General features: G+C 72.9%; 26 protein-coding genes. 8 read left to right on the forward strand and 18 right to left on the reverse strand.

The window, feature by feature from the left end; genetic code table 11:
- The first annotated feature begins 228 nt into the window (after positions 1-228).
- The 5 genes from ACLQ20_RS18585 to ACLQ20_RS18605 all read left to right on the forward strand — a co-directional run bounded on the left by ACLQ20_RS18585 (position 229) and on the right by ACLQ20_RS18605 (position 6,767).
- On the forward strand, positions 229-738 hold the full coding sequence (locus ACLQ20_RS18585; RefSeq protein ID WP_425856854.1) for an LPXTG cell wall anchor domain-containing protein: 510 nt from the start codon (positions 229-231) through the stop codon (positions 736-738).
- A 290-nt stretch (positions 739-1,028) separates the two neighbouring features.
- Positions 1,029-2,501 (forward strand): 3' terminal RNA ribose 2'-O-methyltransferase Hen1, encoded by a 1,473-nt coding sequence (locus tag ACLQ20_RS18590; protein ID WP_425856857.1) that lies wholly within the window; start codon positions 1,029-1,031, stop codon positions 2,499-2,501.
- Positions 2,498-5,023 carry a polynucleotide kinase-phosphatase gene (locus ACLQ20_RS18595; protein WP_425856860.1) on the forward strand — a complete coding sequence of 842 codons (2,526 nt, stop codon included), beginning with the start codon at positions 2,498-2,500 and terminating at the stop codon, positions 5,021-5,023. Before ACLQ20_RS18590 ends, ACLQ20_RS18595 begins: the two co-directional genes overlap by 4 nt.
- 91 nt (positions 5,024-5,114) lie before the next feature.
- Positions 5,115-5,900 (forward strand): thioesterase family protein, encoded by a 786-nt coding sequence (locus ACLQ20_RS18600; RefSeq protein WP_425856862.1) that lies wholly within the window; start codon positions 5,115-5,117, stop codon positions 5,898-5,900.
- Between the two features lie 153 nt (positions 5,901-6,053).
- Positions 6,054-6,767, forward strand: a complete 714-nt coding sequence (locus tag ACLQ20_RS18605) for a DedA family protein (protein WP_425856865.1) — start codon at positions 6,054-6,056, stop codon at positions 6,765-6,767.
- A gap of 58 nt (positions 6,768-6,825) precedes the next feature.
- On the opposite strand, the gene ACLQ20_RS18610 is transcribed toward ACLQ20_RS18605, so the two are convergent.
- The 13 genes from ACLQ20_RS18610 to clpB form a co-directional block, all read right to left on the reverse strand.
- A complete protein-coding gene (locus tag ACLQ20_RS18610; RefSeq protein WP_007073957.1) occupies positions 6,826-7,203 on the reverse strand; it encodes an ArsR/SmtB family transcription factor in 378 nt (125 codons plus the stop codon).
- Between the two features lie 57 nt (positions 7,204-7,260).
- A complete protein-coding gene (gene pyrE, locus ACLQ20_RS18615) occupies positions 7,261-7,800 on the reverse strand; it encodes an orotate phosphoribosyltransferase (protein ID WP_151457173.1) in 540 nt (179 codons plus the stop codon).
- A gap of 169 nt (positions 7,801-7,969) precedes the next feature.
- The gene (locus tag ACLQ20_RS18620) at positions 7,970-8,779 is read right to left on the reverse strand and encodes an SDR family oxidoreductase (protein WP_327030131.1); all 810 of its coding nucleotides are present in this window, start codon (positions 8,777-8,779) and stop codon (positions 7,970-7,972) included.
- Entirely contained in the window at positions 8,776-9,462 is a 687-nt protein-coding gene (locus ACLQ20_RS18625) for a hypothetical protein (RefSeq protein WP_425856868.1), read from the reverse strand. The genes ACLQ20_RS18620 and ACLQ20_RS18625 overlap by 4 nt, the downstream gene beginning before the upstream one ends.
- Positions 9,463-9,534: 72 nt before the next feature.
- Entirely contained in the window at positions 9,535-10,380 is an 846-nt protein-coding gene (locus ACLQ20_RS18630; protein ID WP_327030129.1) for a hypothetical protein, read from the reverse strand.
- Positions 10,381-10,492: 112 nt separating this feature from the next.
- Positions 10,493-12,064, reverse strand: a complete 1,572-nt coding sequence (locus tag ACLQ20_RS18635; protein WP_327030128.1) for a polyamine aminopropyltransferase — start codon at positions 12,062-12,064, stop codon at positions 10,493-10,495.
- Positions 12,061-12,897 (reverse strand): hypothetical protein, encoded by an 837-nt coding sequence (locus ACLQ20_RS18640; RefSeq protein ID WP_425856871.1) that lies wholly within the window; start codon positions 12,895-12,897, stop codon positions 12,061-12,063. Before ACLQ20_RS18640 ends, ACLQ20_RS18635 begins: the two co-directional genes overlap by 4 nt.
- Positions 12,897-13,319 (reverse strand): DUF350 domain-containing protein, encoded by a 423-nt coding sequence (locus ACLQ20_RS18645; protein ID WP_101413564.1) that lies wholly within the window; start codon positions 13,317-13,319, stop codon positions 12,897-12,899. The genes ACLQ20_RS18640 and ACLQ20_RS18645 overlap by 1 nt, the downstream gene beginning before the upstream one ends.
- A 31-nt stretch (positions 13,320-13,350) precedes the next feature.
- The gene (locus ACLQ20_RS18650) at positions 13,351-13,776 is read right to left on the reverse strand and encodes a DUF4247 domain-containing protein (protein ID WP_151457283.1); all 426 of its coding nucleotides are present in this window, start codon (positions 13,774-13,776) and stop codon (positions 13,351-13,353) included.
- Positions 13,773-14,279 carry a DUF2617 family protein gene (locus ACLQ20_RS18655; protein ID WP_151457284.1) on the reverse strand — a complete coding sequence of 169 codons (507 nt, stop codon included), beginning with the start codon at positions 14,277-14,279 and terminating at the stop codon, positions 13,773-13,775. Before ACLQ20_RS18655 ends, ACLQ20_RS18650 begins: the two co-directional genes overlap by 4 nt.
- A complete protein-coding gene (locus ACLQ20_RS18660) occupies positions 14,279-14,905 on the reverse strand; it encodes a DUF4178 domain-containing protein (RefSeq protein ID WP_327030125.1) in 627 nt (208 codons plus the stop codon). Before ACLQ20_RS18660 ends, ACLQ20_RS18655 begins: the two co-directional genes overlap by 1 nt.
- A 138-nt stretch (positions 14,906-15,043) precedes the next feature.
- On the reverse strand, positions 15,044-15,415 hold the full coding sequence (locus ACLQ20_RS18665) for a hypothetical protein (RefSeq protein WP_327030124.1): 372 nt from the start codon (positions 15,413-15,415) through the stop codon (positions 15,044-15,046).
- A gap of 168 nt (positions 15,416-15,583) precedes the next feature.
- Complete coding sequence (gene clpB, locus ACLQ20_RS18670; RefSeq protein WP_327030123.1) at positions 15,584-18,175, reverse strand: ATP-dependent chaperone ClpB; 2,592 nt, start codon at positions 18,173-18,175, stop codon at positions 15,584-15,586.
- Positions 18,176-18,421: 246 nt separating this feature from the next.
- On the opposite strand from clpB, the gene ACLQ20_RS18675 reads away from it, so the two are divergent.
- The 3 genes from ACLQ20_RS18675 to ACLQ20_RS18685 all read left to right on the forward strand — a co-directional run bounded on the left by ACLQ20_RS18675 (position 18,422) and on the right by ACLQ20_RS18685 (position 20,745).
- Entirely contained in the window at positions 18,422-18,922 is a 501-nt protein-coding gene (locus ACLQ20_RS18675) for a cation:proton antiporter regulatory subunit (protein WP_151455886.1), read from the forward strand.
- Positions 18,923-18,929: 7 nt separating this feature from the next.
- Positions 18,930-20,135 carry a cation:proton antiporter gene (locus tag ACLQ20_RS18680; RefSeq protein WP_425856877.1) on the forward strand — a complete coding sequence of 402 codons (1,206 nt, stop codon included), beginning with the start codon at positions 18,930-18,932 and terminating at the stop codon, positions 20,133-20,135.
- A gap of 178 nt (positions 20,136-20,313) precedes the next feature.
- Complete coding sequence (locus tag ACLQ20_RS18685; protein WP_151455884.1) at positions 20,314-20,745, forward strand: hypothetical protein; 432 nt, start codon at positions 20,314-20,316, stop codon at positions 20,743-20,745.
- Between the two features lie 73 nt (positions 20,746-20,818).
- Here the strand turns inward: ACLQ20_RS18685 and ACLQ20_RS18690 are convergent, their stop codons facing one another.
- From ACLQ20_RS18690 to dnaK, 5 genes are all read right to left on the reverse strand, one after another.
- Positions 20,819-21,028 (reverse strand): hypothetical protein, encoded by a 210-nt coding sequence (locus ACLQ20_RS18690; RefSeq protein WP_425856879.1) that lies wholly within the window; start codon positions 21,026-21,028, stop codon positions 20,819-20,821.
- A gap of 482 nt (positions 21,029-21,510) precedes the next feature.
- Positions 21,511-21,951, reverse strand: coding sequence for a heat shock protein transcriptional repressor HspR (locus tag ACLQ20_RS18695; protein ID WP_121399143.1), 441 nt, complete (start codon positions 21,949-21,951; stop codon positions 21,511-21,513).
- A 46-nt stretch (positions 21,952-21,997) separates the two neighbouring features.
- Positions 21,998-23,194, reverse strand: a complete 1,197-nt coding sequence (gene dnaJ, locus ACLQ20_RS18700) for a molecular chaperone DnaJ (protein WP_425856881.1) — start codon at positions 23,192-23,194, stop codon at positions 21,998-22,000.
- 84 nt (positions 23,195-23,278) lie between these two features.
- Positions 23,279-24,007, reverse strand: coding sequence for a nucleotide exchange factor GrpE (gene grpE, locus ACLQ20_RS18705; protein WP_151455881.1), 729 nt, complete (start codon positions 24,005-24,007; stop codon positions 23,279-23,281).
- A gap of 48 nt (positions 24,008-24,055) precedes the next feature.
- Positions 24,056-25,936 (reverse strand): molecular chaperone DnaK, encoded by a 1,881-nt coding sequence (gene dnaK, locus ACLQ20_RS18710; RefSeq protein WP_151455880.1) that lies wholly within the window; start codon positions 25,934-25,936, stop codon positions 24,056-24,058.
- Between the last annotated feature and the right edge of the window lie 126 nt (positions 25,937-26,062).

A 26,062-nucleotide genomic window follows, 5' to 3' on the forward strand; every position in this document is an offset into this window, starting at 1 on the left:
ACGACTGGGAGCTGACCAACCAGGACTGGCCGCTGGACGGCAAGCCCGGCACCGGGGAGAAGCTACGTCTCGTGGCGGAGCCCGAGTCCAGGTCACTGGCGCGGCAGACCGACCCGGACAGGATGAACAACTACACCGACATCTCGGTGAAGGTGACCGGCGACAACCCGGCCGATCTCAGCCGCCAAGGGCGCCACCGCGAGCGGCAAGAAGGGCGACGTCGTCCAGGTGCGGCCGTCCGTCACGAACCTCGGCCCGGCGCTGCTGGAGCACCAGAACGGACCGGTTTTCCGGGTCACGATTCCGGAGGGAACCACGGCGGTGGAGGCCTCCGGCGAATGCCAGCCGTACACGTCGGACGACGAGTGGGACCCGTGGAGCGGCAACTGGGGTGAGCCGGGCGCCAAGCAGTACGGCTGCCAGGTCACCGAGAGCCCGAAGGGCATGGAGAACGGGTACGAGTTCAGCCTGCGGATCGACAAGGTCGTCCCGAACGCCTCGGGTGCCGTCTCCGTTCACCTGGCCGGCGACTCGAACACCAAGAACGACAGCGCGAAGATCGTGATCAACCCGGTCAACACGGGCGGTGGCGAGGGAGGCGGTGACGGTGACGGCGGCACCCTGCCGATCACCGGTGAGTCCACCGGCCTGATCGCCGGCATCGGCGGGCTGCTGCTCGTCGCCGGCGTCGGCGGCTACGTGGTGACCAAGCGCCGCAAGACCCGCTTCGTCGCCTAATCCCCCGCACCACCGGTGCCCCGCCGACCCCCTGGCCGGCGGGGCACCACCATTTCCACCCCACCCACAGACACCCCACCGACGGCACGCGCCCCCGCCCGAGCGGCCGACGAACCGCAACCACGACGGGTTTCCGGGGGAGCCCCGCCCGCGCAGGGATCAAGCCTGACCGCCCGGAGCGGGCGGGGCTCCCCCGGAAACCCCACCAGCGGACCCCCCGGAACCCACCGACCCACGAGCAACCAAAAACGGGACGACGCAAGATCGGCGCGACTGACACCATTGGGCGCGTGCTGCTCACCCTGACCACCACGCACCGCCCGGCCACCGACCTCGGACACCTGCTGATCAAGCACCCCGACCGTGCGCACGCCTTCGACGTGCCGGTCGGCACCGCGCACGTGTTCTACCCGGAGGCGGACGAGCAGCGTTGCACCGCCGCCCTGCTGCTCGACGTCGACCCGCTGCGGCTGGCCGGCGCGCGCGGCCGTGGCCGGCAGCAGGCGCCGACCCCGGACAGCTTCACCCTCGGGCGGTACGTCAACGACCGGCCCTACGCGGCGTCCAGCCTGCTCTCCTCCGCGCTGTCCAAGGTGTACCGCTCGGCCCTGCGCGGCGAGTCCCGCGAGCGCCCCGAGCTGGCCCGTACGCCGATCCCGCTGGAGGTGCGGGTGCCGGTGCTGCGCTGCCGGGGTGGCGCGGACGTGGCGGTCCGGATGTTCGGCCCGCTCGGCTGGGCGGTGACCGCCGCCCCGATCCCGCTCGACGAGCGGCACCCGGAGTGGGGCGACAGCCGGTACGTCGACCTGACGCTGACCGGCACGCTGCGCGTCGCCGACGCGCTCAACCACCTCTACGTCCTGCTGCCGGTGCTGGACGACGCCAAGCACTACTGGGTCGCCCCGGACGAGGTCGACAAGCTGTTGCGGGCCGGCGCGGGCTGGCTGGCCGACCACCCGGAACGCGACATGATCACCCGCCGCTACCTGGCGCACCGGCGGGCGCTGGCCGGGTTGGCCCTGGCCCGCCTGGCCGAGCGACGCCCGACCGACGAGCCGGCCGCCGACGAGGCGACTGCGGACGAGGCGACCGGGGACGGCACGACCACGGACGGGGCGACCGGGGAGGGCGGGCGGGTCTCGGCCCGCCGGGCGTCACTGGCCGCGCGCCGGCGTGAGGCGGTGCTCGGCGCACTGGCCGGTGCGGGTGCGAACCGGGTGCTGGATCTCGGCTGCGGCGGCGGTGCCCTGCTCGCCGCGCTGGTCGGGGACCGCCGGTTCACCGAGATCGTGGGCACCGACGTGTCCACGCACGCGCTGACCCTGGCCGCCCGGCGGCTGCGGCTGGACCGGCTGCCCGAGCGGCAGCGGGACCGCATCCGGCTCTGGCAGTCCGCGCTGACCTACCGGGACGACCGGCTGCGCGGGTACGACGCGGCGGTCCTGATGGAGGTGATCGAGCACGTCGATCCGCCCCGGCTGCCGGCGCTGGAGGACGCCGTGCTCGGTCACGCCAACCCGGCGACCGTCGTGGTGACCACGCCGAACGCCGAGTACAACGTCCGCTACGAGGGGCTGCCCGCCGGGCGGTTCCGGCACGCCGACCACCGCTTCGAGTGGACCCGTGCGGAGTTCGCCGCCTGGGTCGACCGGGTGTCCACCACGTACGGCTACTCCGCCGCGATCGGCGGGGTCGGCGACGACGATCCCGAGGTCGGCGCCCCCACCCAGCTCGTCGTGCTGACCCGGAAGGAGAACCCGTGACCACCCTCGACATCCCCGAGCTGGCCCTGGTCGCACTCGTCGGCGTCTCCGGCTCCGGCAAGTCCACCTTCGCCCGCCGGCACTTCGCGCCCAGCCAGGTGCTCTCCTCGGACACGTTCCGGGCGATGGTCGCCGACGACGAGAACGACCAGTCCGCCTCCGCCGACGCCTTCGACGCGCTGCACCACGTCGCCGCCACGCGGCTGCGCCGGGGCCGGCTCACGGTGGTCGACGCGACCAACCTCCAGCCGCACGCCCGGGCGGGCCTGGTGCGGGTGGCCCGCGAGCACGACGTGCTGCCGGTGGCCGTCGTGCTGGACGTGCCCGAGGCGCTGGCGTGGGAACGCACCGAGGGCCGCGCCGACCGCACCTTCAACCGGCACGTGCTCGCCCGGATGCAGCGCGACCTGCGCCGCTCGTACAAGCTGCTGGCCCGGGAGGGCTTCCGCAAGGTGCACGTGCTGCGGGGCGTCGAGGAGATCGACGCCGCCGAGATCCGCTACGAGAAGCTGTTCAACGACCGGCGCGAGCTGACCGGGCCGTTCGACATCGTCGGGGACGTGCACGGCTGCCGCGCCGAGCTGGAGGCGCTGCTCGTCCGGCTCGGCTGGGAGCTGCGCCGCGACGAGCGGGGCCGGCCGGTGGACGCGACGCACCCGTCGGGGCGTACCGCCGTCTTCGTCGGTGACCTGGTGGACCGCGGCCCGGACTCCCCCGGCGTCCTCCGCCTGGTGATGGGCATGGTGGCCGCCGGGCACGCGATCTGCGTGCCCGGCAACCACGAGCAGAAGCTGCTGCGCCGGCTGCGCGGCCGCGAGGTGCGGCTCACCCACGGGCTGGCCGAGACGATGGAGCAGCTGGCGGCGGAGCCGGACGCCTTCGTGGCCGAGGTGGCGGGCTTCATCGACGGCCTGACCAGCCACTTCGTGCTCGACGAGGGCCGGCTGGTGGTCGCGCACGCCGGGCTGAAGGAGGCGTACCAGGGCCGCGCGTCGGGCCGGGTGCGCTCCTTCGCGCTGTACGGCGAGACCACCGGCGAGACCGACGAGTACGGGATGCCGGTGCGCTACCCGTGGGCGCGGGAGTACCGGGGTTCGGCGATGGTGGTCTACGGGCACACACCGGCCGCCGTGCCGGAGTGGGTGAACAACACCATCTGCGTCGACACCGGCTGCGTCTTCGGCGGCCGGCTCACCGCGCTGCGCTATCCGGAGAAGGAGCTGGTCTCGGTGCCGGCGGAGCGGGAGTGGTACGCCCCGACCCGCCCGCTGGCCGCCGCGCCGGCCCGACCCGACCAGGTGCTGGAGCTGACCGACGTGACCGGCCGGCGGCACGTCGAGCACCCGTACGGGTCGCTGACCGTGCCGGCGGAGAACGCGGCCGCCGCGCTGGAGGTGATGAGCCGCTTCGCGGTCGACCCGCGCTGGCTGGCCTGGCTGCCGCCGACGATGGCGCCCTGCTCGACGGCGACGTCGGGCGGCTTCCTGGAGCACCCGGCGCAGGCGTTCGCCGACTACCGCGCGGCGGGCGTGGACCGGGTGGTCTGCGAGGAGAAGCACATGGGCTCGCGGGCCGTGGTGCTGGTCTGCCGGGAGCCCGACGGCGGGCCCTTCGGTCCTGGTGGCGGGGTGGTGCACACCCGCACCGGCCGCCCGTTCTTCGGCGCGCCGCTCGACACCGAGCTGCTCGACCGGGTGCGCGCGGCGGTCGGCGGGGCGGGGCTGTGGGACGAGCTGGGGACCGACTGGCTGCTGCTCGACTGCGAGCTGCTGCCCTGGTCGGCGAAGGCGGGCGGCCTGATCCGCGAGCAGTACGCCGGGGTCGGCGCCGCCGGCCGGGCCGCCCTGCCGGCGGCGCTGGCCGCGCTGGAGGCGGCGGCCGGGCGAGGGCTGCCCGTGGGTGAGCTGCGTGACCGGATGGCCCGTCGCCGCGACGAGATCATGGCCTACTCGGACGCCTACCGGGCGTACGTGGGGCCGACCGACGGGCTGCGCGGGGTGACCCTGGCCCCGTTCGCGGTGCTGGCCGGCGCGAAGGCCAGCTACGCCGACCGGGACCACGGCTGGCACCTCGGGCTGGCCGACCGGCTCTGCGCCGCCGACCCGGAGTTCTTCACGCCGACGCGCCGCCAAGTCGTCGACCTGGCCGATCCGGCCGCCGAGGCGGCGGCCACCGAGTGGTGGCTGGCGCTGACGGCGGCCGGCGGCGAGGGCATGGTGGTGAAGCCGTACGCCGGCCCGGCCGCCCGCACCGAGCGGGGTTCGCTGCTCCAGCCGGGCATCAAGTGCCGGGGCCGGGAGTATCTGCGGATCATCTACGGTCCCGGCTACGACGAGCCGGAGCAGTTGGCCGCGCTGCGCCGCCGGTCGCTGGGGCGCAAGCGGGGGCTGGCGCTGCGCGAGCACGGGCTGGGGCTGGCGGCGCTGGACGCGCTGGTCGCCGGTGCTCCGCTGTGGCGCCGGCACGAGCTGGTCTTCGCGATCCTGGCCTGCGAGTCCGAGCCGGTCGACCCCCGGCTGTGACGAGGCGTGACGGGTGACGGCGGTCGACGGCGGCCGTCACCCGTGACCGCCGGTCCGCGGCTGTCGGTGACCGCGGGTATGGTCGCCGGCCATGACGTACGAGGCGTTCTACGAGCCGGCCGGCGGTGGTCGGTTCGGGTCGACGCCGGCGACCGCCGGCCCGTGGGATCCGGCCGCCCAGCACGCCGGCCCGCCGTCGGCCCTGCTCGCCCGGGCGCTCGCCGGTCACGACCCGGTCGACGGCCAGCTCCTCACCCGCGTGTCGGTGGACATCCTGCGTCCGGTGCCGGTGGCGGAGTTGACGCTGCGGGTCCGTACGGTCCGGGCCGGCCGCCGGATCACGCTGGTGGAGGGGATCGCGGAGGCCGGCGGGCAGGAGGTGCTGCACGCCCGGGGCTGGCGCGTCCTGGCCCCGGCCGAGGCGACACCCGCGACGGCCGACGACGGGCCGCCGGTGCCGGGGCCGGACGCGGGCACCGAGCCGGAGCACTGGGCCGCCGCGCACTCCGCCGGTTATCTGTCGGCCATGCAGTGGCGTTTCGTCTCCGGCGCGTTCGTCGAGCCGGGCCCGGCCCGGGTGTGGGCGCGGCCCCGGATTCCGCTGCTGCCCGGCGAGCCCGTCGGCCCGGCGGAGCTGGCGCTGCTGGTGGCGGACTCGGGCAGCGGCGTGAGTGCCCGCCTGGACCTGGCCCGGTGGCTGTTCGTGAACGTCGACCTGACGGTGACCCTGCACCGGCCGCCGCGCGGCGACTGGCTCCTGCTCGACTCGGCCACCACGATCGGGCCGCACGGTTCGGGCGTGGCGGCGAGTCGGCTGGCCGACGCCGACGGCACGGTGGGTGGCGCGGTGCAGACGCTCGTCGTCGCTCCCCGCTGAGGCGGCGCGGCGGGCGGGGGCCCGGTGCCGGATGTGCCTGCCCGACCGGGCTGGCACCGCCTCGCGCGCTGTGACGTCGAGCACCGGGCCGGCCGGCAGCCACCTAGACTACGGACGTTCCGTCACCGACCGGCATACATCGGAGGTCACCTCGTGCCGACGCCCACCACCACCCTGGCCCTGGGGCCGAGCTGGCTCGATCCAGAGGTGTTGATCTCGACGTTCGGGCTGATCGGCATCCTGGTGATCGTCTTCGCCGAGTCCGGCCTGCTGATCGGGTTCTTCCTGCCGGGCGACTCGCTGCTGTTCACCGCGGGGCTGCTCACCGCGGACGGGAAGTACATCACCTACCCGCTGTGGCTGGTCTGCCTGCTCATCACCATCGCGGCGATCGCCGGCGACCAGGTCGGGTACGCGTTCGGCCGCAAGGTCGGCCCGGCGCTGTTCCGCCGGCCGAACTCGAAGCTGTTCAAGCAGGAGAACGTGCTCAAGGCGCACGAGTTCTTCGAGAAGTACGGCGCGCGCTCCATCGTGCTGGCCCGCTTCGTGCCGATCGTGCGGACGTTCACGCCGATCGTGGCCGGGGTCAGCCGGATGAACTACCGCACGTTCGTGATCTACAACGTGATCGGCGGCGTGCTCTGGGGCACGGGCGTGACCGTGCTCGGCTACTTCCTCGGCCAGATCCCGTTCGTCAAGGCGAACATCGAGATGATCCTGATCGCCATCGTGGTGATCTCGGTGGTCCCGATCGCCGTCGAGCTGCTGCGGGCGCGGATGGCCGCCAAGCGTGGCACCACCGCGCAGGAACGGGCCGCCGCCGAGGAGGCGATCCAGGAGACCCGCGAGCACTACGGCAAGCACTGACCGACCGGCCGTCCGGTGCCGTCCCCGGTGGGGGATGGCACCGGACGAACGGTGAAGGTCAGCGCGCCTTCTTGGTGGCGCGCTTGCGCGGCGGGGTCAGCAGATCGGCGATCGTGGCGATCGCCGTCGGCACCAGCCGGTAGTACGCCCAGACACCGCGCTTCTCCCGCTCCAGCAAGCCGGCCTCGGTGAGGATACGCAGGTGGTGACTGACCGTCGGCTGCGAGAGACCGAGGGGTGCGGTCAGGTCGCACACGCACGCCTCGCCCTCGGGCGCCGACTGGATCAGGCTGAGCAGCCGAAGTCGAGCAGGGTCGGCGAGGGCCTTGAGGACCCCCGCCAGACGCTCGGCATCGGCACGTTCGATCGGCTCGCCGGCAAGCGGCGAGATCTGAGGCATAGTCATTTCGGCCAACGCAGTTCCCACGTATTCCATCCTTCCACCAGCAGCATCGATCCGCCTGCATATCGGCGGATCCGAATCGGCAGACTTTTACGCCACAAGGCCGAGGTCAGCCAACGTATAGGCCGCTCGATACGGCAATCCGGCGGCTCGCACCGCGTCGCCGGCGCCTCGATCAACAATAACCGCCACACCCACGATCTCGGCCCCGACCTCGCGAAGGGCCTCGACCGCCGTCAACACACTTCCCCCGGTAGTGGAAGTGTCCTCCACCGCCAACACCCGCCGGCCGGCCACGTCCGGCCCTTCGATCCGACGCTGGAGACCGTGCGTCTTACCCGCCTTGCGGACCACGAACGCGTCCACCGGACGGTCGGTCCCGGACGCGGCGTGCACCATCGACAGCGCCACCGGGTCGGCACCCAGGGTCAGCCCGCCCACCGCGTCGTACTCCCAGTCGGCCGTCAGGTCACGCATCACGCGCCCCACCAACGGAGCGGCCTCGTGATGGAGCGTGACGCGACGTAGATCGACGTACCAGTCGGCCTCGCGGCCTGAGGAGAGCACCACCCGGCCGTGGACCACCGCCAGGTCAGTGATGAATTTACGCAGGTCGTCGTGGTCCCCCATGCCGATAGAGGGTACTGCTCAAGTCTGGGAGTCGTGTGCGGGGTCCACCGGGATCAGCCCTGGGGACGACCGACGGGTGGCGATGGCCGGCTACGCTGAGCGACCGTTCAGCCGGACATATCGGACGATCGACGGAGGTCGACGGGGCGAGCCCGCCCCGACCCGCCGCTCAGCCGCCGTCGCGGCCGATCCGGCCCCGGGTGTCCCGGGACACCGCCTCCAGCAGCCGCCGGGGCGCGTGCCGCAGCCCCGCCACGGCGAGCTTGTACTTCCACGCGGGAACGCTGACCAGCTTGCCTTTCCGCAGGTCACGCAGGGCTTCGTCGACCACGTCGTCGGCCCGCAGCCACATCCACTCCGGCGTCTTCGACATGTTGATGCCGGCGCGCTCGTGGAACTCCGTACGCGTGTAGCCGGGGCAGAGCGCCATCACGCGCACGTCGAAGGGCCGGGCGGACTGGCCGACGGACTCGCTGAAGTTGGTGACCCACGCCTTGCTGGCGGAGTATGTCGAACCCGGCATGACCGCGCCGAACCCCGCCACCGAAGAGACATTTATCACTGCCCCACGGCGCCGCTCGGTCATCGGACGCAGGGCCGCGAGGGTCAGCCGCATCACGGCGTGCACGTTGAGCCGCAGCAGCCGCGCCTCGTCCTCGGCGGACGAGCGCAGGAACGGGGTGTTCAGACTGATCCCGGCGTTGTTGACCAGCAACTCGATCGGCGGGCCCTCGGCCAGCCGCCGCTCCACCGTCGCGCAACCGTCGTCGGTGGACAGGTCGGCCGGGATCGTCTCGACCTCCCGGCCGTGCCGCCCGGTCAGCTCGGCGGCCGTCGCGGCCAGCCGGTTCGCGTCCCGGGCCACCAGCACCAGGTGCCAACCGTCGGCGGCCAGCCGGCGGGCGAAGGCGGCACCGATGCCGGCGGTCGCTCCGGTGATCAGGGCCCGCCGCTCGTTGGCCGACTGGTCGAGCGTCACGGGCGGTCCTCACTCGGCGGGTACGGGGGCGCGGGCGGCGCCCCGGGCGGCTGGTGCGGGGGCTGGACGGGTGGCGGCGCGGGCGACGCCGGAGGGTGGTGCGGGGCGGACGACGCGGGCCGCGGACGGAACCAGGCGCCGGCCGCCGGCAGTGCCAGCAGCACGGCTACCACAAGGTAACCGAGCACCTGACCGACGGAAAGCCCCGCGCCCAACGGAATCCACCAGGACGGGTAGGCGTCGGCGAGGAGGCCGAGGAGTTCCGCCGTCGGCCGCTCGTCCTCGCCCGACCCGAGCGGAGTGGCGCGCTGCCCGACCAGCAGCGCGAGCCCGCAGCACCCGGCGATCAGCCCCAGCCCCGAGACCACCCAGGTCGCGGTGCGGGCGCCGTCCCGGCCGGCCCGCAGGCCGAGGGCGAGACCGGCGAGGAGCAGCCCCGCGAGCAGGCTCACCACCGCCGTCAGCACGGTGGAGACGCTCAGCAGGGTGACCGTCCCGTCGATCTGGTCCGGGAGTGCCGAGGTGTCCGCCGCGGCGGCGCGGAACCGGTCGACGGTGCCGCCCCGGATCGCCACACCGGCGGCGGCGTACGCGAGGGCGGCGACCGCCATCAGCGCCAGCAGCGCCACGGCCGCCGTGACGACGGCCGGGCGGCGGGCCGGTGCCCGATCGGGGTGCGACACGACGAGTCCCTCCGGTAGGCGTCGGGTTGCAACCTACTCGGAGGGACTGTCGGCGTCGCTGTTATCGACCCGTCAACTCACCGGCGGCGGGGTCGGTCCGGGACGGTCCGACCCGGGCTGCTCGCCACCCGGGTTCGACCCCGGCTGGCCCGGCTGGTCCCCGCCGTACGGCGTGGACGGCGGTTGGTCACCCGGAGCCGGCGGGTAGCCCGGCTGGTCGGAGGCCTGCGGCTGGCCCGGCGTCGGCGGGTACCCCGGCGTGGGCGGGTAGCCGGGCTGGCCGGACTGCGGGTAACCGGGCTGGCCACCGGACTGCGGGTAGGCCGCACCCGGGACCGGCGGCTCCCAGCCCTGCTTCGGCTTGCGGAAGAACTCGTTGGCCTTCGGCAGCGCCAGCAGGATCAGCGCGGCGAGCAGCGCGAGCAGCCCGAGCACGCTGAGCAGCGTGGTGACCGGGGTGAACCAGCCGGGCAGCGCCTCGTCGAGGCGGCGCTGGATCTCCTCCGGGCTCGGCGCGTCGCCGGTCGTCTGACCGGTGCCGATGCCGCCGCCCACTCCGCTGACCAGTCCGCCACCCATGCAGCAGACCATGATGCCGCCGAGCACCCAGGTGGTGATCCGCGATCCGTTGCTGCCCTTGTTGTTGAACACCCCGAGCACGGCCAGCACGACCGCGAGCAGGAGCACGAAGACGGCGCCACCGATGGTGATCATCGTGGTGATGTCGGCCAGGTTCTGCGTGCCGTTGGCGTCGGTGCCCCGGTACGCCTCGTCGAGCACCTCCGAGATGGTGCCGACGGTGGAGAGCGTGATGATGAGGCCGATCAGCTGGGTGAGCGCGAACAGCCACAGCAGATACGTGGATATGGTCACCACACCCGGCCGGGTGCGGGCCGGCGTGTTGTGGGAATCGACCATGATTCTCCTTCCCTAGATCGCGGTCACACCGTATCCAGGTCGAGCCAGTCCGGCACGTCAGACGGGCATTGACCCGCCGGGACGGCGGCGATCGCGGGCCACGGGCGGCACCTCAGTAGCCGCGCCACTCCGCGCGGGCGTACTCCAGCACGTGGGGCTGGAGCAGGGTGGAGGCCGGCACGTCCACCCGGCCCCGGTCGGCGGGGAAGGACCCGGCGGCGGAGAGCGTCGCCGCGTCGAGGAAGCGCAGCGCGGGCGCGTCCGGCGGCAGGGCCAGGGCGGGCGCGGTCGGGCCGGGGGCCGCCAGCAGGAAACCCCAGTCGCCGAAGGACGGCACGTCCACGTGGTACGGCGTGGTGGCGAAGCCCGCCTCGCGCAGCGACGCCTCGATCGACCAGTACGACCGGGGCGCGAAGTACGGCGAGCCGGACTGCACCACCAGCCGCCCGCCCTCGGCGAGCACCGCCCGTACCAGCGCGTAGAACTCGACCGTGTAGAGCTTGGCGGTGGCCGTCTCGTCGGGGTCGGGCAGGTCCGCCACCACCGCGTCGAACCGTTCGGGGGCGGTACGCAGCCAGGCGAACGCGTCGGCGTGCACCACCCGGACCCGGGGGTCGTCGAGCGCCCCGCCGTTGAGCCGGCGCAGCTGCGGCTCGCTGCGGGCCAGCGCCACCACCGCCGGGTCCAGGTCCACCACCGTGATCCGCCGGACGTCGGGATAGCGCAGCAGCTCGCGTACGGCGAGACCGTCCCCGGCGCCCAGCACCAGCACCTCGCCGCGCGGGCCGTTCAGCACCGGATGCACCAGCGCCTCGTGGTAGCGGTACTCGTCGACCGAACTGAACTGGAGGTCGCCGTTGAGGAAGAGCCGCAGGTCGGTGCCGGCGCGGCCGGTCTCGGCGACCGAGCGGGTCAGCACGATCTCCTGGTAGCGGCTGCGCTCGGAGTGCACCACCGGATCCCGGTAGAGCTGCTGGCGGGCGGTCAGCTCGAAGTCGTGCGCGGTCACCCACGCGTACCCGAGGCTGAGGAAGACCACGACGCTGCCGGCGCCGAGCGCGACGCGCGCCCGGCGGCTCAGCTCCCGCCGGAAGACCGTGCAGACCAGTGCGAGCCCGGCGACGGCGTTCACCGCGCCGACCACCAGCGCGCCCTTGAGCAGGCCGAAGACCGGCAGCAGCAGGAACGGGAAGGCCAGCCCGCCGAGGAGCGCGCCGACGTAGTCGGCGGCGAACAGGTCCGCCACCGCGCTGCCGGCCGCCTGCTCCCGGATGCGTTGCAGCAGCACCATCAGCAGCGGGATCTCCGCGCCGATCAGCAGGCCGAGCACGAAGGCGGTGGCGACCAGCGCCGGGCCGTAGAGGTCCAGCCACGCGAAGGCCGCGTAGAGGCCGAGCACGGAGAGGCCACCGAGCAGGGCCAGGGCCAGCTCGATCGCGGCGAACGCGGGGGCGGACCGGGGCTGCAGGGGCTTGGCGGCGAGCGCGCCCACGCCCATCGCGAACACCATCACGCCGAGCACGATCGACGCCTGCCCGACCGTGTCCCCGATCAGGTAGCTGCCCAGGGCCACGAGGGCCAGCTCGTAGACCAGGCCGCAGGCGGCACAGACGAAGACCGCGACGAGCACCGCCGCGCGGGACAGCCGCCACCGCGCGGGCGGTGCCGGCGCGTCGACGGTCACCGGCCCTCCGGCGTACGCCTGGGGTCCCGCGCGGCGGCCTGCCGGGCGACCCTGAAGTCCCGCATCCCGGCCCCCGCCTGTGCCTGCCGCTGGGCCTCCTCGCGGCGTTGCCGGCCGCGCTGCCAGAAGCCGGCGGCGAACAGCAGCGCGGTGAACAGCAGCAGGCCGACCGCGGCGAGCAGGTAGCCCCAGCGGTCACGCCAAAGGTCGCTACCGGCGTCCGGCAGCGGTGGCGCGTCGGCCGTCGCAGCCGCCGGGGTCGCAGCCGGCTCCACCAGGCCCGCCTCGGCGGCGAGCAACGGCAGCGAGACGGCGGCCCGGGTGACCGCCCAGCCGGGCTCGTCGACGAAGGCGTCCTCGGTCAGCCCGAGCCGTTCCAGCCCGCTCTCCATCCGCAGCTGGGCGGTGGCGGAGACGTCGTCGGAGGCTTCCACCGTGATGCGGGCGAAGTCGTTGCTCTCGCTGCTCTCCGAGGTGTACGCGACCTGGGCGACCACCTGCACCCAGCGCGGGCAGGCCGCGTTCTCCTCGACCGCCACCCCCTCGCCGAGGTTCGAGCCGACGCTGAGGTCCGTGTACTCGTAGAAGTCCCGCAGCACCCAGCCGTAGCAGATGCCCTGGCTGGCGCTGGAGCGTTGCAGGATCGGCACGGTGTCGCCGCGTTCCTGCGAGGTCGGCGGCAGCACGTCGTCCCCGCCGCCGCTGCGGTTGACCACGCCGATGCCCACGCAGCACAGGAAGACCACGCCGACGATCACCCAGACGATCCAGGTGCCCTGGTTCGCGTTCGCGACCGCCGCCTGCTGCCCGCCGGGCTTCTTCGCCGTCGCCATCAACTGATCGCGGCGGCGATGATCGCGCCGGTGGCGAGGTGCACGACGGCGGAGACCCAGACCGCCGGGTGCGGCTGCTGGTCGACCAGGATCTCGCCGAGCTTGCCCGGCGTGGCGACGTCGAGCAGCACGAAGGCCGCCGCCATGATCACCAGGCCGAGGATCCCGTACGCGGACGCGCCCACGATGCCGAGCGCGAAGTCGTCGTCGCTGGCGGCGATCGCGGCGACCACGATGATGCCGACGCCGGCCAGGTTGGAGGCGAGCAGCAGCGCCGCGTTGCGGTTGCGCTCGGTCCAGATCAGCTGGTTGAGCTTGCCGGGGGTGGCGAGGTCCACCAGGACGTAGCCGATGCCCATCAGCAGGACACCGACCGCCCCGTAGGCGAGGGTGACCAGCAGATCGGTGACGAGGGTCTGCACAGGAGGCTCCAGGGTGAGGGGGTCGGTGCGGTCACTTGCCGCTGCCGGGGCCGCCGCCCCGGACGGTGCTGCCACGGCCCCAGCCCCAGTGGGAGCCGACCGTGGAGTGGTAGCGGGGATAGGCGGTGCTCATGCGCTCCAGCAGGATCACCGAGCCGGCGGCGATCGGCAGGATCACCACCGAGTCGTCGTCGTAGCGCAGGTAGACGCCGCTGCCGTCGACGTACTGGTCGGCGGGCTGCCACGCGTCGGTGACCTCCTTCGCCACCTGGCTCGGCGAACGGGGCGAGGTGTAGGCGACGGCGTTGCGGCCGATGTCCCGGCTCGCCGCCCGCTTGTACTTGTCCTCGACGTAGCCGCGCGGCGAGAAGCTGCCGTAGAAGATCGCGAAGGCGGCGACCAGGGCGCCGATGACGGCGAACGCCACCCCCACCACGAACCAGCGTCGGTACGTCATCGCAGTGCCACCACCGTCTCGGTCAGGACCAGCTCGTTGGTCTGGGGATACGCGTGCCAGGTGCGCCAGGCGAGGGTGCCGGCCGGCGGGTCGGGGCGGACCGCCAGCGCGGTCACCGCGTCGGCGTCGCCGGGGAACACGCCCACCAGCGCGTACGGGTCGTCGGCCAGGTCGGCGCGGAGGGCGGCGACCTGCTCGCTCAGCCCGGTGCCGGCGGGGCGCAGCACGGTCGCCGTGAAGTGGTAGCCGCTCGCCTCGTCCCGTACCGCACCGGGCAGCTCCGGCGGGCGGCCGGGCAGGCAGGCGACCGTCTCGGTCAGCGCGGCGCCGGGCGCGTGCAGGACCACCTGGTGCGAGGCGCCGAGCAGCCGCAGCCGCAGCCGGACGCCGTCGGGCAGGTCGAGGTCGAGCACGTGCAGCGCGGGCCGCTCGACGTCGTCGAGCGCCAGGCTGAGGTCGGCGGCACTGGTGTCGACGTACGGGGCGTCGAGGGTGACGAGCATCAGCCCACCTCGGACTGCGGATAGATCATCACGTCGCCGCGGTGCAGCAGCTCACCGAGCGCCACCTCCCAGCCCGCCTCGCCGTACGCCTCGAAGGAGAGCCGGGCGCCGCCGGGCGCCTGGTAGTCGTGGTAGCGCATCGTGCCGGTCGGGTCGAGCCCGGTGTTGCCGACGGCGGTGAAGCGGGCCTGGCCGGACTCGTTCCAGTTGTAACGGCGGCCGGCGAAGTCGATGGTCGGGGCGCCGGGGGTGACGGTGGCGCCCTGCTCGGCTCCCCAGAGCACCAGTTCCAGCTCCGGGTCCTCCTCGACGGAGAGCCAGCGCCGCACGCCGCCGGCGTCGTCGAGCAGGTGCTCGGCCCAGCTCCAGCCGCCCTCGACCAGGCGGATCGAGCCGCGCACCGCGTACGACACGCCCCGGATCTCGACGATGTCGCCGGGCTTCAGCCGGCGCGGGTCACCGCGCAGCGCGTCGGCGTCCCGGTCCCGCAGCGGGTCACCCGGCCCCTTGGCCCGTCGTTGCGGGCGGGAACGCGTCCGGTTCCAGGCGACCGCGGCCACCACCAGGCCCGCCACTCCGACCAGACAACCCATCGCCGCGAGCACGTACGCGAGCGTTCCGCTCAACCCGACCACCTCCCCAGGTACGTCGGCGCAGACGGTAACAACCCCGCGCACCTGGGGAAAATGCCTGGTCGGGGAGTGAGAGGCCGGTTACCCCACGTGCCCGGCGACTGCCCTCCCCCGGGCCCGCTCTTCGAGCCTCTACGGCCCGTCGGGGCGGTCCGTGGCGTACTCGCGCAGGGTGGTGCGGCCCATGACGCAGCCCGTGAAGGTGCCGAACTCGGCCGGGTCGTCGCGCAACGCCGTCCAGGCGGCGCGCCCGGCGGTCGGGTCCACGCTCTCCAGCAGCGTGGCGGCGTAGACGCGCCCCGCCGGGGTGCCCTCGGCGAGCAGCCGGTCGAGCTGTCCCCGCAGATCCTCGGGATCGTCGCCCAGCGCGGCCTCGACCCGCCGGTACGCCTCGGTCACCGGCAGCAGCGTCCCGGCGATCCCCACCCCGCCGAACGCCACCGTCTCGGCCCGCCGAAGCTCGTCGAAGGCCGCCTCGACCTCCCGATCCTTATTCCGCCCCATCCCGAACATCCTCCACCCCTCCCCCTACCGCCTCCCCACCCCAACCACCCCCACCCCCTTCCCCACCCACCCCCGCCCCACCCTGTTGATCATGAAGTTGTTGCCCGCCGAATCGGCGTGTCGCGACAACAACTTCATGATCAACGCGACGGGGGTGGGGGGGTGGGGTTAGGCCCGGGTGATCGTTAGGGCGTCGGTGGTGGGTGTCAGGTCGACGCTGACCGTGTCGCCGTCGCGGATCTGGCCCGACAGGAGTGCCTTGGCGAGTTGGTCGCCGATCGCCGTCTGGACCAGGCGGCGCAGCGGGCGGGCGCCGTAGATCGGGTCGTACCCGTGCTCGGCGAGCCAGACCCGGGCCGGCTCGGTGATCTCCAGGCCGAGTCGGCGGTCGGCGAGACGCTTGCGCATCCGGTCGAGCTGGATGTCGACGATCGCCCGCAGGTCGTCCCCGAGCAGCGCGGCGAAGACCACGATGTCGTCGAGGCGGTTGAGGAACTCCGGCTTGAAGTGCGAGCGGACCACCGCCAGGACGCCCTCCCGGCGCTGCTCCTCGGCCAGCGTCAGGTCGCCGATCACCGACGAGCCCAGGTTGGAGGTGAGGATCAGGATCGCGTTACGGAAGTCCACCGTACGGCCCTGCCCGTCGGTGAGCCGGCCGTCGTCGAGCACCTGGAGCAGGATGTCGAAGACGTCCGGGTGGGCCTTCTCGACCTCGTCGAGCAGGATCACCGAGTACGGCCGGCGGCGCACCGCCTCGGTGAGCTGGCCGCCCTCCTCGTAGCCGACGTAGCCGGGCGGGGCGCCGACCAGCCGGGCGACGGAGTGCTTCTCGCCGTACTCGCTCATGTCGATGCGGACCATGGCCCGCTCGTCGTCGAAGAGGAACTCGGCGAGCGCCTTGGCCAGCTCGGTCTTGCCGACGCCGGTCGGGCCGAGGAAGAGGAAGCTGCCGGTCGGGCGGTCGGGGTCGGCGACCCCGGCCCGGGCGCGGCGGACCGCGTCGGAGACCGAGCCGACCGCCTCGGCCTGACCCACCACGCGGGTGCCGAGCGACTCCTCCATCCGCAGCAGCTTGGCGGTCTCGCCCTCCAGCAGCCGGCCGGCGGGGATGCCGGTCCAGGAGGCGACCACGGCGGCGATGTCATCCGCGCCGACCTCCTCCTTGAGCATCGCGCCCTCGGCCTGGAGCCGGGCCAGCTCCTCCTCGGCCTGCTTCAGCTCGTTCTTGAGGGCGGGAATCCGGCCGTAGCGCAGCTCGGCGGCCCGCTCCAGCTCGCCGTCGCGCTCGGCCCGCTCGGCCTCGCCGCCGAGCCGCTCCAGCTCCTCCTTGGCCGTGGAGAGCTTGGTGATGTGGCTCTTCTCCAGCTGCCAGCGCTCCGACAGGACGGTGAGCTGCTCGCGCTTGTCGGCCAGCTCCTTGCGCAGCCGCTCCAGCCGCTCGGCGGAGGCGGCGTCCGGCTCCTTGGCCAGCGCCATCTCCTCGATCTCCAGCCGGCGCACCGCCCGCTCGATCTCGTCCACCTCGACGGGCCGGGAATCGATCTCCATCCGGAGCCGGGACGCGGACTCGTCGACCAGGTCGATCGCCTTGTCCGGCAGGAACCGGTCGGTGATGTAGCGGTCCGACAGGGCGGCGGCGGCGACCAGGGCGGCGTCGGTGATCCGTACGCCGTGGTGCACCTCGTAGCGCTCCTTGAGCCCGCGCAGGATGCCGATGGTGTCCTCGATCGTCGGCTCGCCGACCAGCACCGGCTGGAAGCGCCGCTCCAGGGCCGGGTCCTTCTCGATGTGCTCGCGGTACTCGTCAAGCGTGGTCGCGCCGACCATCCGCAGCTCACCGCGGGCCAGCATCGGCTTGAGCATGTTGCCGGCGTCCATCGAGCCCTCGCCCTTGCCGGCGCCGACGACCGTGTGCAGCTCGTCGAGGAAGGTGATGACCTGCCCGTCGGAGTTCTTGATCTCCTCCAGGACGGACTTCAGCCGCTCCTCGAACTGCCCCCGGTACTGCGCGCCGGCGACCATCGCGCCCAGGTCGAGCGAGACGAGCTTCTTGTTCCGCAGCGACTCGGGCACGTCGCCGGCAACGATCCGCTGGGCCAGGCCCTCCACGATGGCGGTCTTGCCGACGCCCGGCTCACCGATGAGCACCGGGTTGTTCTTGGTACGCCGCGACAGCACCTGGATCACCCGGCGGATCTCCGAGTCCCGGCCGATGACCGGGTCGATCTTGCCGTCGCGGGCGCTGGCGGTCAGGTCCACGCCGTACTTGGCCAGGGCCTGGTAGGTCTGCTCGGGGTCGGCGCTGGTGACCCGCCGGTCCCCGCCGCGCACGGACGGGAAGGCGGCGACCAGCGTCTCCTCGGTGGCACCGGCCGACTTCAGCGCGTTCGACACCGCGCCGCCCACCCGGGCCAGGCCGGCGAGCAGGTGCTCGGTGGAGGTGTACTCGTCGCCGAGCGGCCGGGCGATCTGCTCGGCGGCCCCGATGGCGTTGACGAACTCCCGGGCCAGGGTCGGCTCGGCGATGCTGGAGCCCCGCGCGGCGGGCAGGCCGTCGACCGAGCGCTGGGCCGCCCGGCGCAGCTCGCCGGGGTCGGCCCCGACGGCGCGCAGCAGGCCGGCGGCGGTCGAACCGTCGGTGTCCAGCAGTGACAGCAGCAGGTGCCAGGGCTCCACGGTCGCGTGGCCGCGCTGGTTCGCCAGCGCGACGGCACCGGTGATGGCCTCGCGGCTCTTGGTGGTGAGACGTTCCGTGTTCATGGGCTCCCCCGGATCGGCGTGTCCACTGGAAAGGACACAACCAGAGTTGAGCCTATTCCGCTCAACCCTGACCACGTGAGCTGACTCACACGTGTCCCGCGCGGCGGCCGAATTCTCCGGCCTCGAGGTCCGGCCCCTGGCGAGCCGAGCCGTCCGCATCGGTGGCGGAGAAGCACTGACAGATCACTCAGCGACAGGCGCGTCCTGACTGGATCCGCAGGTGACGGCGGGGAGTAGCCTGACCGCGTGCGCGTACGTGTCGAACAGACCGCCCTGCCTGGCATCGGGGTCCGTCACGATCTGCTGACGGAATCCGGCCGCCGCCTCGGCGTCGTCTCCCACCGCAATGGCCGCCGTGACCTCGTCCTGTACGACCCGGACGATCCCGACTCATGTCAGCACGACATACCGCTGACCGACGACGAGGCGGAGGCGCTCGCCGACATCCTCGGGGCGTCGCTGATGCTGGGCCAGCTCTCCGGGCTGCGCGACCAGGCCGCCGGGCTGCTCACCGAGCAGATCGCCATTCCGGCCGGGTCGAAGTACGTCAACCGGAAGCTCGGCGACACGCAGGCACGCTCCCGTACGAGCGCCTCGATCGTCGCGGTGCTGCGCCACGGCGAGGTGATCGCCTCGCCGGACCCGTCCTTCCGCTTCGCAGCCGGTGACGTGGTGGTCGTCGTCGGGACCCGCATGGGCCTCGACGGCGTGACAGCCATTCTCGCCGACAGCGACCCGGACGGCTGAGGCGCGGATGCACCACACGACAACACTGCTCATCGAAGTCGGCGCGCTGCTGTTCCTGCTCGGCCTGCTGGGTCGGCTGAGCCGCCGGATCGGCCTCTCACCCATCCCCCTCTACCTGCTCGCCGGGCTCGCCTTCGGGCACGGCGGCCTGCTCCCCCTCGCCGCCAGCGAGGAGTTCTTCGCGGTCGGCGCCGAGATCGGCGTGATCCTGCTGCTGGTGATGCTCGGCCTCGAATACTCGGCCAACGAGCTCGTCGGCAACCTGCGCGCCGCGGCCCCCGCCGGGCTGATCGACGGGCTGCTCAACGCGCTGCCCGGGGCGGCGTTCGCACTGCTGCTCGGCTGGGACTGGGTCGCCGCGCTGGTGCTCGCCGGCATCACCTGGGTCTCCTCGTCGGGTGTCATCGCCAAGGTGCTCGCCGACCTCGGTCGCCTCGGTAACCGGGAGACGCCGGTGATCCTCTCGGTCCTGGTGATCGAGGACCTGGCCATGGCGCTCTACCTGCCCCTGCTGACGGCCGTGCTGGCGGGCACCGGCCTGCTCGGCGGCGGGATCGCGCTCGGCGTGGCGGTCGGCACCGTGCTCCTGGTGCTGGTGGTCGCCATCCGGTACGGCAACCTGATCTCCACCGCCATGTCGGCGAAGGACCCGGAGGCGCTGCTGCTCGGCGTACTCGGGATGACCCTGCTGGTGGCCGGCATCGCGGCGAAGCTCCAGGTGTCGGCGGCGGTCGGGGCGTTCCTGGTCGGCATCGCGCTCTCCGGGCCGGTGGCACACAACGCCACGGAGCTGCTCACGCCGCTGCGTGACCTCTTCGCGGCGGTCTTCTTCGTCTTCTTCGGGCTGGTCACCGATCCCCGGGACATCCCGCCGGTGCTGCTGCCCGCGCTCTCGCTGGCCATCGTCACCATGGCGACGAAGACCCTCACCGGCTACCTGGCGGCCCGCCGCGTCGGCATCGGCGAACCCGGTCGATGGCGCGCCGGCCTGGGGCTCGTGCCACGGGGTGAGTTCTCCATCGTCATCGCGGGTCTCGCGGTGGCAGCCGGCAGCGTCGAGCCGAAACTGGCGGCGCTCGCGACGGCGTACGTGCTGATCACCGTGGTGACCGGGCCGATGCTGGCACGGCTGCCCGACTTCGCGTGGTTCAAGCGCTGGCTGCGGCAGCGCGGCGCCGCGCAGCGGGCCCAGCCGGCACCCGTGGCGGACTGATCCACGTTGGCCGAGGGCCGCATCGACCGTACGGTCGGGTCGGCCCTCGGCCAACGGATGTCGAATTGCTCCGCGCGGGGTCTACCGCCGATCAGCGCTCCGGGTTACCGTTTCGCCCCAGCAGCCAGAGCTCGCGGGTGGCCGACGCCCGCGCGGGCTCAGAGCGGAAGGTTGGCCGGTGAGCGTGCAGGAGTCGACGTTCCACGGCTTCGCCAACCCCGTCGACCCGACCCCCGCCGAGTTGCGGGCGTGGGCCTACCAGCCGGACTCCGTACCGCTGACCTCGATGCCGCCGGACTGGGACCTGCTGGTCTCCGGTGACCGGCTGGTGGCGGTGCTCTTCGCCCTGGCCATGGACCCGGCCTGCCCGGCGCGCCGGTTCGCGCTGCACTGCCTCTACATCTACGCCGCCGACGGCATCCGGACGAACTTCCGCGCCCACCCGAAGCGGCGCTTCCGCAAGCTCGTGGAGCAGGCCGAGCGCGACGGCGACGACCTGATGCGCACCTGGGCGTACAACAGCCGGGCGCTGCTGGCCCGCCCGGAACTCTTCGTCTACCGGGACTGGTGCGAGGGCGGCCTGGTCCGGGAGAACCGCCGCATCGCCTGAGCGACGCAGGCACTCTCCGACGACGAACGGGCCGGGACCCCCCGTGGGTCCCGGCCCGCACGTCGGCGGAACGTCAGTGCTCCGATCCGCCCTTTTCGCGGCGTCTCGCCTCGTCGCGTCCCTGCTCGGTGCCGTGGTCGGCCCGGTCGGCGAACGCGCCGTTCTTGACCTTGTCGGTGAAGCGGCCCTCGGTGACCCGGTCGAATTTCTCCCGGACGTTCTTCGCCACCTCTTCGAGCCGTTCCTCCGCCTGCTGGGCAACCTTCCTCGCGGCTTCCGTCATGGCTCCCCCTGCCATTGGAGTCCGGATTAAGCGGGTTGGACCTGATTCGCAGATTAGCGGATCCGGTGCCTTCCCCGCCGGCAAACCGGCATCCGCGACGAGTGGAACACCAGGGGTGTCATCCGGGGGCGGAGACACCCCTGGTGTTCCACTCGTGGCTCAGGCGGAGCGGTGTTCGGCGACACGGCGGACGCGACGCGCCTGGAAGGCCTGCCCCGCCAGCAACGCGGGCGGTGCGGCGATAGCGGCAGCGACCGACGACGGCACACCCGGAGCCGGAGCCCGAGCCGGAGTCGAGGCCGGGGCCGGGCCGGGGCCGGAAGGGTGCACGTTCGGGTGCGGCGGACCGGCGGGACCGGCAGTGGCGACCACGCCCGCCACCGGGCCGCCGAGCGGGACGGGAGGACGACCGCGCCCGCCGCGCGGGACGGAAAGACGACCGCGCCCGGCCGCGGGAGAGCGGCCGGGCGCGGGAGGTGTCGTCAGCGCTCGGGGCCCCGGCGGGGACGCCAGACCACCAGCGCGGTGGAGGTGCGGTTGGTCGGCACGAGGTCGCTGCCCGGGAAGCGGGCCAGCGCCTCCAGTTCGGCGATCCGCCGGTACGCGGCGTCCAGCTCCGCCTCCAGCCGGGCCACCCGCTGCTGCGCCTGCTCCAGCAGCCGTTCCAGCCCGATGATCCGCTTGACCCCGGCCAGGTTGATCCCGTCGTCCTGGCTGAGCCGCTGCACCTCGCGCAGCAGCACCACGTCGCGGACGCTGTAGCGGCGCCCGCCGCCGGCGGCACGTCCCGGCTGGACCAGGCCCAACCGGTCGTACTGGCGCAGGGTCTGCGGGTGCATCCCCGCCATCCGCGCCGCCACCGAGATCATCAGCACCTTGGCCTCGTAGGCAGGGTCACCCGAGCCGACGAACTCGTCCGACATCCCGCTCACCTCCGCGTGCACTCCACCGAGCCGACTGAACACCGGGTCAACTGAATCGACGTACGCGCGCCTCGAGATGTTCCCGGGCGGCCGGCGGGGTCTGCGCGGCGAAGTCCTCCAACGCCGCTCGCGCCTCGTCGGACACCTTCGCGGGTACCACCACGTCGAGCGTCACCAGCAGGTCGCCCGCCTGACCGTCACGGCGGACCACCCCCTTGCCCCGCGCCCGCAGGATCCGGCCGCTCGGCGTGCCCGGTGGCACCCGCAGGGTCACCGTGCCGTCGAGGGTGGGCACCCGCAGGTCCGTGCCGAGCACGGCCTCCGCGAACGTGACCGGCACCGTCAGCGTGAGGTCGTCGCCGGTACGCCCGAACAGTTCGTCCGGCCGCACCTTCACGTGTACGAAGAGGTCGCCCGCCGGGCCACCTCGCGCGCCGGGCTCGCCCCGCCCGGCCAGCCGGATCTTCTGGCCGTCCGCCACGCCGGCCGGGAAGCGGACGTTCAGCGTGCGGGTCTTGGTGACCCCGCCGGTGCCCTGGCACTCGGGGCACTTCTCGTCCACGACGGTGCCCACGCCCTGGCAGTTGCGGCACGGCTCGGAGAAGCTGAACGACCCCTGGTTGCGGTTGGACACCCCGGCCCCGTGGCACACCGGGCAGGTGCGCGGCTGGGTGCCGGGCTTGGCCCCGTTGCCGTGGCAGGTGTCGCACACCCCGGGGGCGCGCAGCGTCAGCGGGAGCGTCACCCCGCGTACGGCGTCGTCGAAGTCGAGGGCCACCTCGGCCTCGACGTCCCGCCCCCGGGCCGGGCCACGGGCCGCCGCCCCGCCGGCGGCGGGACCGCCGGCACCGCCCGAGAAGATCGAGCTGAACAGGTCCTGGAAGCCGGCCCCGCCGAAGCGGCGGTCACCGCCCCCGCCCGCGGCGCCCCCGAACAGGTCGGAGACGTCGAACGGCACGCCGCCGGGCTGGCCGGCGCCACGGGCTCCGCGCCGGAACGCCCCCGAGCCGAACAGCGACCGCAGCTCGTCGTACTCCCGCCGCTTGGCGTCGTCGCCGAGGACGGCGTAGGCCTCGGAGGCGGCCTTGAAGCGCTCCTCGGCCTTCGGGTCGCCGGGGTTGTGGTCCGGGTGCGAATCCCGGGCCAGTTTCCGGTACGCCTTCTTGACGTCGTCGGCGGTGGCGGCCTTGTCCACGCCCAGCACGGCGTAGAAGTCCTTCTCGATCCAGTCCTTGGAACTCACCGGTCCACCCCCTTCCCTAGCTGGGGACCGACCGTCCCGCCGGCCCTCTGCGGGCAGGCGGGACGGTCCGGTCGTGGTTCCGCACTACTCCGGGTCGGCGACTGCGACCATCGCGGGCCGCAACAGCCGCTCACCGACCTGGTAGCCCCGACGCATCACCTGTACGCAGGTGGGCTCGGTGACATCGGCCGAGGTCTGGTGCGCGACCGCCTCGTGCCGGGTCGGGTCGAACGGGTCGCCCTGCTCGCCGAACGGGGTGAGCCCGAACTTGCCGAGCGCCGTGGTGAGCTGGTCGGCCACGCTGCCGAACGGCCCGACCAGGTCGCCGTGCTCGCGGGCCCGGTCCAGGTCGTCGAGGATCGGCAGCAGCGCGGCGAGCACCGCACCGGTTGCCTGCTCGGTGACCAGACCCTTGTCCCGGTCCACCCGCTTGCGGTAGTTGGCGTACTCCGCCGTCACCCGCTGGAGGTCCCGGGTCCGCTCGTCGAGGTCCTTGCGCAGCGCCTCGAGTTCGGCGCCGAGCGCGCTCGGGCCGCCGTCGACCGGCTGGGCCGGGGCGTCCACCACCGGCGGGCCGGTCACCTCGGTCGCCTCGACCTCGATCTCGTCGACGACGACCTCGGACTCCTCGACCAGGCCCTCGGCCGGGGCGTCCGAGCCGGCGTCGGCGGCGGCCGGCTCGGACGTCTCGCTGATCTTGCGGTTGTCACGGATGACGACCCGCGGCCCGTCGCCGGCCTGCTCGGCGGGCGCGGAGCCACCCGGCGCCGACCCGGTCGCACCCGGGTCGGCAGCTCGTGGCTTCTCCGTCATGGGGCTACCTCATCCCTCTGCCGTGGTGCCGTGTCCAGGGACGGATCGTCACTTCTTGTCCTTGTCCTCGTCCACGATCTCCGCGTCGACCACGTCGTCCGCGCCGCCGGCGGGCCCGCCGGCCTGCGTACCGCCGGTCGCCCCGGCGCCCGCGGCACCCGCCGCGCCCGGACCGGCCTCGCCCGGCTGCTCGCCCTGCTGGGCGTAGAGCAGCGAGCCGGCCTCCTGGGAGACCTGCGCCAGCCGCTCGTGGGCCGACTTGATCTTCTCGATGTCCTGGCCGCCGAGCGCGCCGCGCAGCTCACCGAGCGCCTCGTTGATCTTGTCACGGGACTCCGCCGGCAGCTTGTCGCCGCTCTCGGCCAGGAACTTCTCGGTCTGCCACTGGAGCGCCTCGGCCAGGTTGCGGGTCTCGGCCTCCTCGCGGCGACGCTTGTCGTCCTCGGCGTGTTCCTCGGCGTCGCGGCGCATGCGCTCGATGTCGTCCTTCGGCAGCGAGGAGCCGCCGGTGATCGTCATCTTCTGTTCCTTGCCGGTGCCGAGGTCCTTGGCGTGGACGTTGACGATGCCGTTGGCGTCGATGTCGAAGGTGACCTCGATCTGCGGCACGCCGCGCGGCGCCGGCGGGAGGCCGGTCAGCTCGAAGGTGCCGAGCTTCTTGTTGTAGGCCGCGATCTCCCGCTCACCCTGGAACACCTGGATCAGCACCGACGGCTGGTTGTCGTCCGCCGTGGTGAAGACCTCGGAGCGCTTGGTCGGGATAGTGGTGTTGCGCTCGATCAGCTTGGTGAAGATGCCGCCCTTGGTCTCGATGCCCAGGCTCAGCGGGGTCACGTCGAGCAGCAGGACGTCCTTGACCTCGCCCTTGAGCACGCCGGCCTGGAGGGCGGCGCCGACGGCGACGACCTCGTCCGGGTTGACGCCCTTGTTGGGCTCCTTGCCGGTGAGCTGCTTGACCAGGTCGGTCACGGCCGGCATCCGGGTCGAGCCGCCGACCATGATGACGTGCTCGACGTCGGAGACCTTGATGCCGGCGTCCTTCACGGCCTGCTCGAACGGGCCCTTGCAGCGGTCCAGCAGGTCCTGCGTCATCCGCTGGAACTCGGCCCGGCTGAGGGTCACGTCGAGGTGCAGCGGGCCCGCCGCGCCGGCCGTGATGTACGGCAGGTTGATGTTGGTGGTGGTGGCGGCGGACAGCTCGATCTTGGCCTTCTCGGCCGCCTCGCGGAGCCGCTGGAGGGCCATCTTGTCCTGGCCCAGGTCGATGCCGTGCTCGCCGCGGAAGGTCTTCACCAGGTGGTCGATGATCCGCTGGTCCCAGTCGTCGCCACCGAGGTTGTTGTCACCGCTGGTCGACTTGACCTCGACGACGCCCTCGGCCAGCTCCAGCAGCGACACGTCGAAGGTGCCGCCGCCGAGGTCGAAGACCAGGACGGTCTGCTCCTTGGAGCCCTTGTCCAGCCCGTACGCCAGGGCCGCCGCGGTCGGCTCGTTCACGATCCGCAGCACGTTGAAGCCGGCGATCTCGCCGGCCTCCTTGGTGGACTGGCGCTGGCCGTCGTTGAAGTAGGCCGGGACGGTGATCACCGCGTCGGTGATCTGCTCGCCCAGGTACGCCTCGGCGTCCCGCTTGAGCTTCATCAGCGTGCGGGCCGAGATCTCCTGCGGGGTGTACTTCTTGCCGTCGATGTCGACGGACCAGTTGGTGCCGATCTCCCGCTTGACCGAGCGGATGGTCCGGTCCGGGTTCGTCACCGCCTGGCGCTTGGCGACCTCACCGACGAGCACCTCGCCGTTGCGGGCGAACGCGACGATCGACGGGGTCGTCCGCGAGCCTTCAGCGTTGGCGATGACGGTGGGCTCACCGCCCTCCAGAACGCTGACGCAGGAGTTCGTCGTGCCCAGGTCGATACCGACCGCACGTGCCATCTTCGCTTCCTCGCTTCATCACGTTGTGGGCAGGTGACGGGCGACGCCCGTCGAGCTGCCCGGCGGGCGTCGCCCGCAGCGACCCCACCACAAGTTGAGTGAACTTGACTCAATAGTGCCACGCCC

This window comes from Micromonospora sp. DT46, assembly GCF_049841735.1.
GTDB classification, from domain to species: domain Bacteria; phylum Actinomycetota; class Actinomycetes; order Mycobacteriales; family Micromonosporaceae; genus Micromonospora; species Micromonospora reichwaldensis.

Coding starts and splice junctions, on each gene's coding strand:
- pyrE (WP_151457173.1), bottom strand. CDS start 7,800: ATGGGGGACCACGACGACCTGCGTAAATTCATCACTGACCTGGCGGTG.
- ACLQ20_RS18665 (WP_327030124.1), bottom strand. CDS start 15,415: ATGGGGCGGAATAAGGATCGGGAGGTCGAGGCGGCCTTCGACGAGCTT.
- ACLQ20_RS18610 (WP_007073957.1), bottom strand. CDS start 7,203: ATGGAATACGTGGGAACTGCGTTGGCCGAAATGACTATGCCTCAGATC.
- ACLQ20_RS18650 (WP_151457283.1), bottom strand. CDS start 13,776: ATGACGTACCGACGCTGGTTCGTGGTGGGGGTGGCGTTCGCCGTCATC.
- ACLQ20_RS18655 (WP_151457284.1), bottom strand. CDS start 14,279: ATGCTCGTCACCCTCGACGCCCCGTACGTCGACACCAGTGCCGCCGAC.
- ACLQ20_RS18630 (WP_327030129.1), bottom strand. CDS start 10,380: ATGGTCGATTCCCACAACACGCCGGCCCGCACCCGGCCGGGTGTGGTG.
- ACLQ20_RS18695 (WP_121399143.1), bottom strand. CDS start 21,951: ATGTCGGACGAGTTCGTCGGCTCGGGTGACCCTGCCTACGAGGCCAAG.
- ACLQ20_RS18600 (WP_425856862.1), top strand. CDS start 5,115: ATGACGTACGAGGCGTTCTACGAGCCGGCCGGCGGTGGTCGGTTCGGG.
- ACLQ20_RS18640 (WP_425856871.1), bottom strand. CDS start 12,897: ATGGCGACGGCGAAGAAGCCCGGCGGGCAGCAGGCGGCGGTCGCGAAC.
- ACLQ20_RS18690 (WP_425856879.1), bottom strand. CDS start 21,028: ATGACGGAAGCCGCGAGGAAGGTTGCCCAGCAGGCGGAGGAACGGCTC.
- grpE (WP_151455881.1), bottom strand. CDS start 24,007: ATGACGGAGAAGCCACGAGCTGCCGACCCGGGTGCGACCGGGTCGGCG.
- ACLQ20_RS18680 (WP_425856877.1), top strand. CDS start 18,930: ATGCACCACACGACAACACTGCTCATCGAAGTCGGCGCGCTGCTGTTC.
- clpB (WP_327030123.1), bottom strand. CDS start 18,175: ATGAACACGGAACGTCTCACCACCAAGAGCCGCGAGGCCATCACCGGT.
- dnaK (WP_151455880.1), bottom strand. CDS start 25,936: ATGGCACGTGCGGTCGGTATCGACCTGGGCACGACGAACTCCTGCGTC.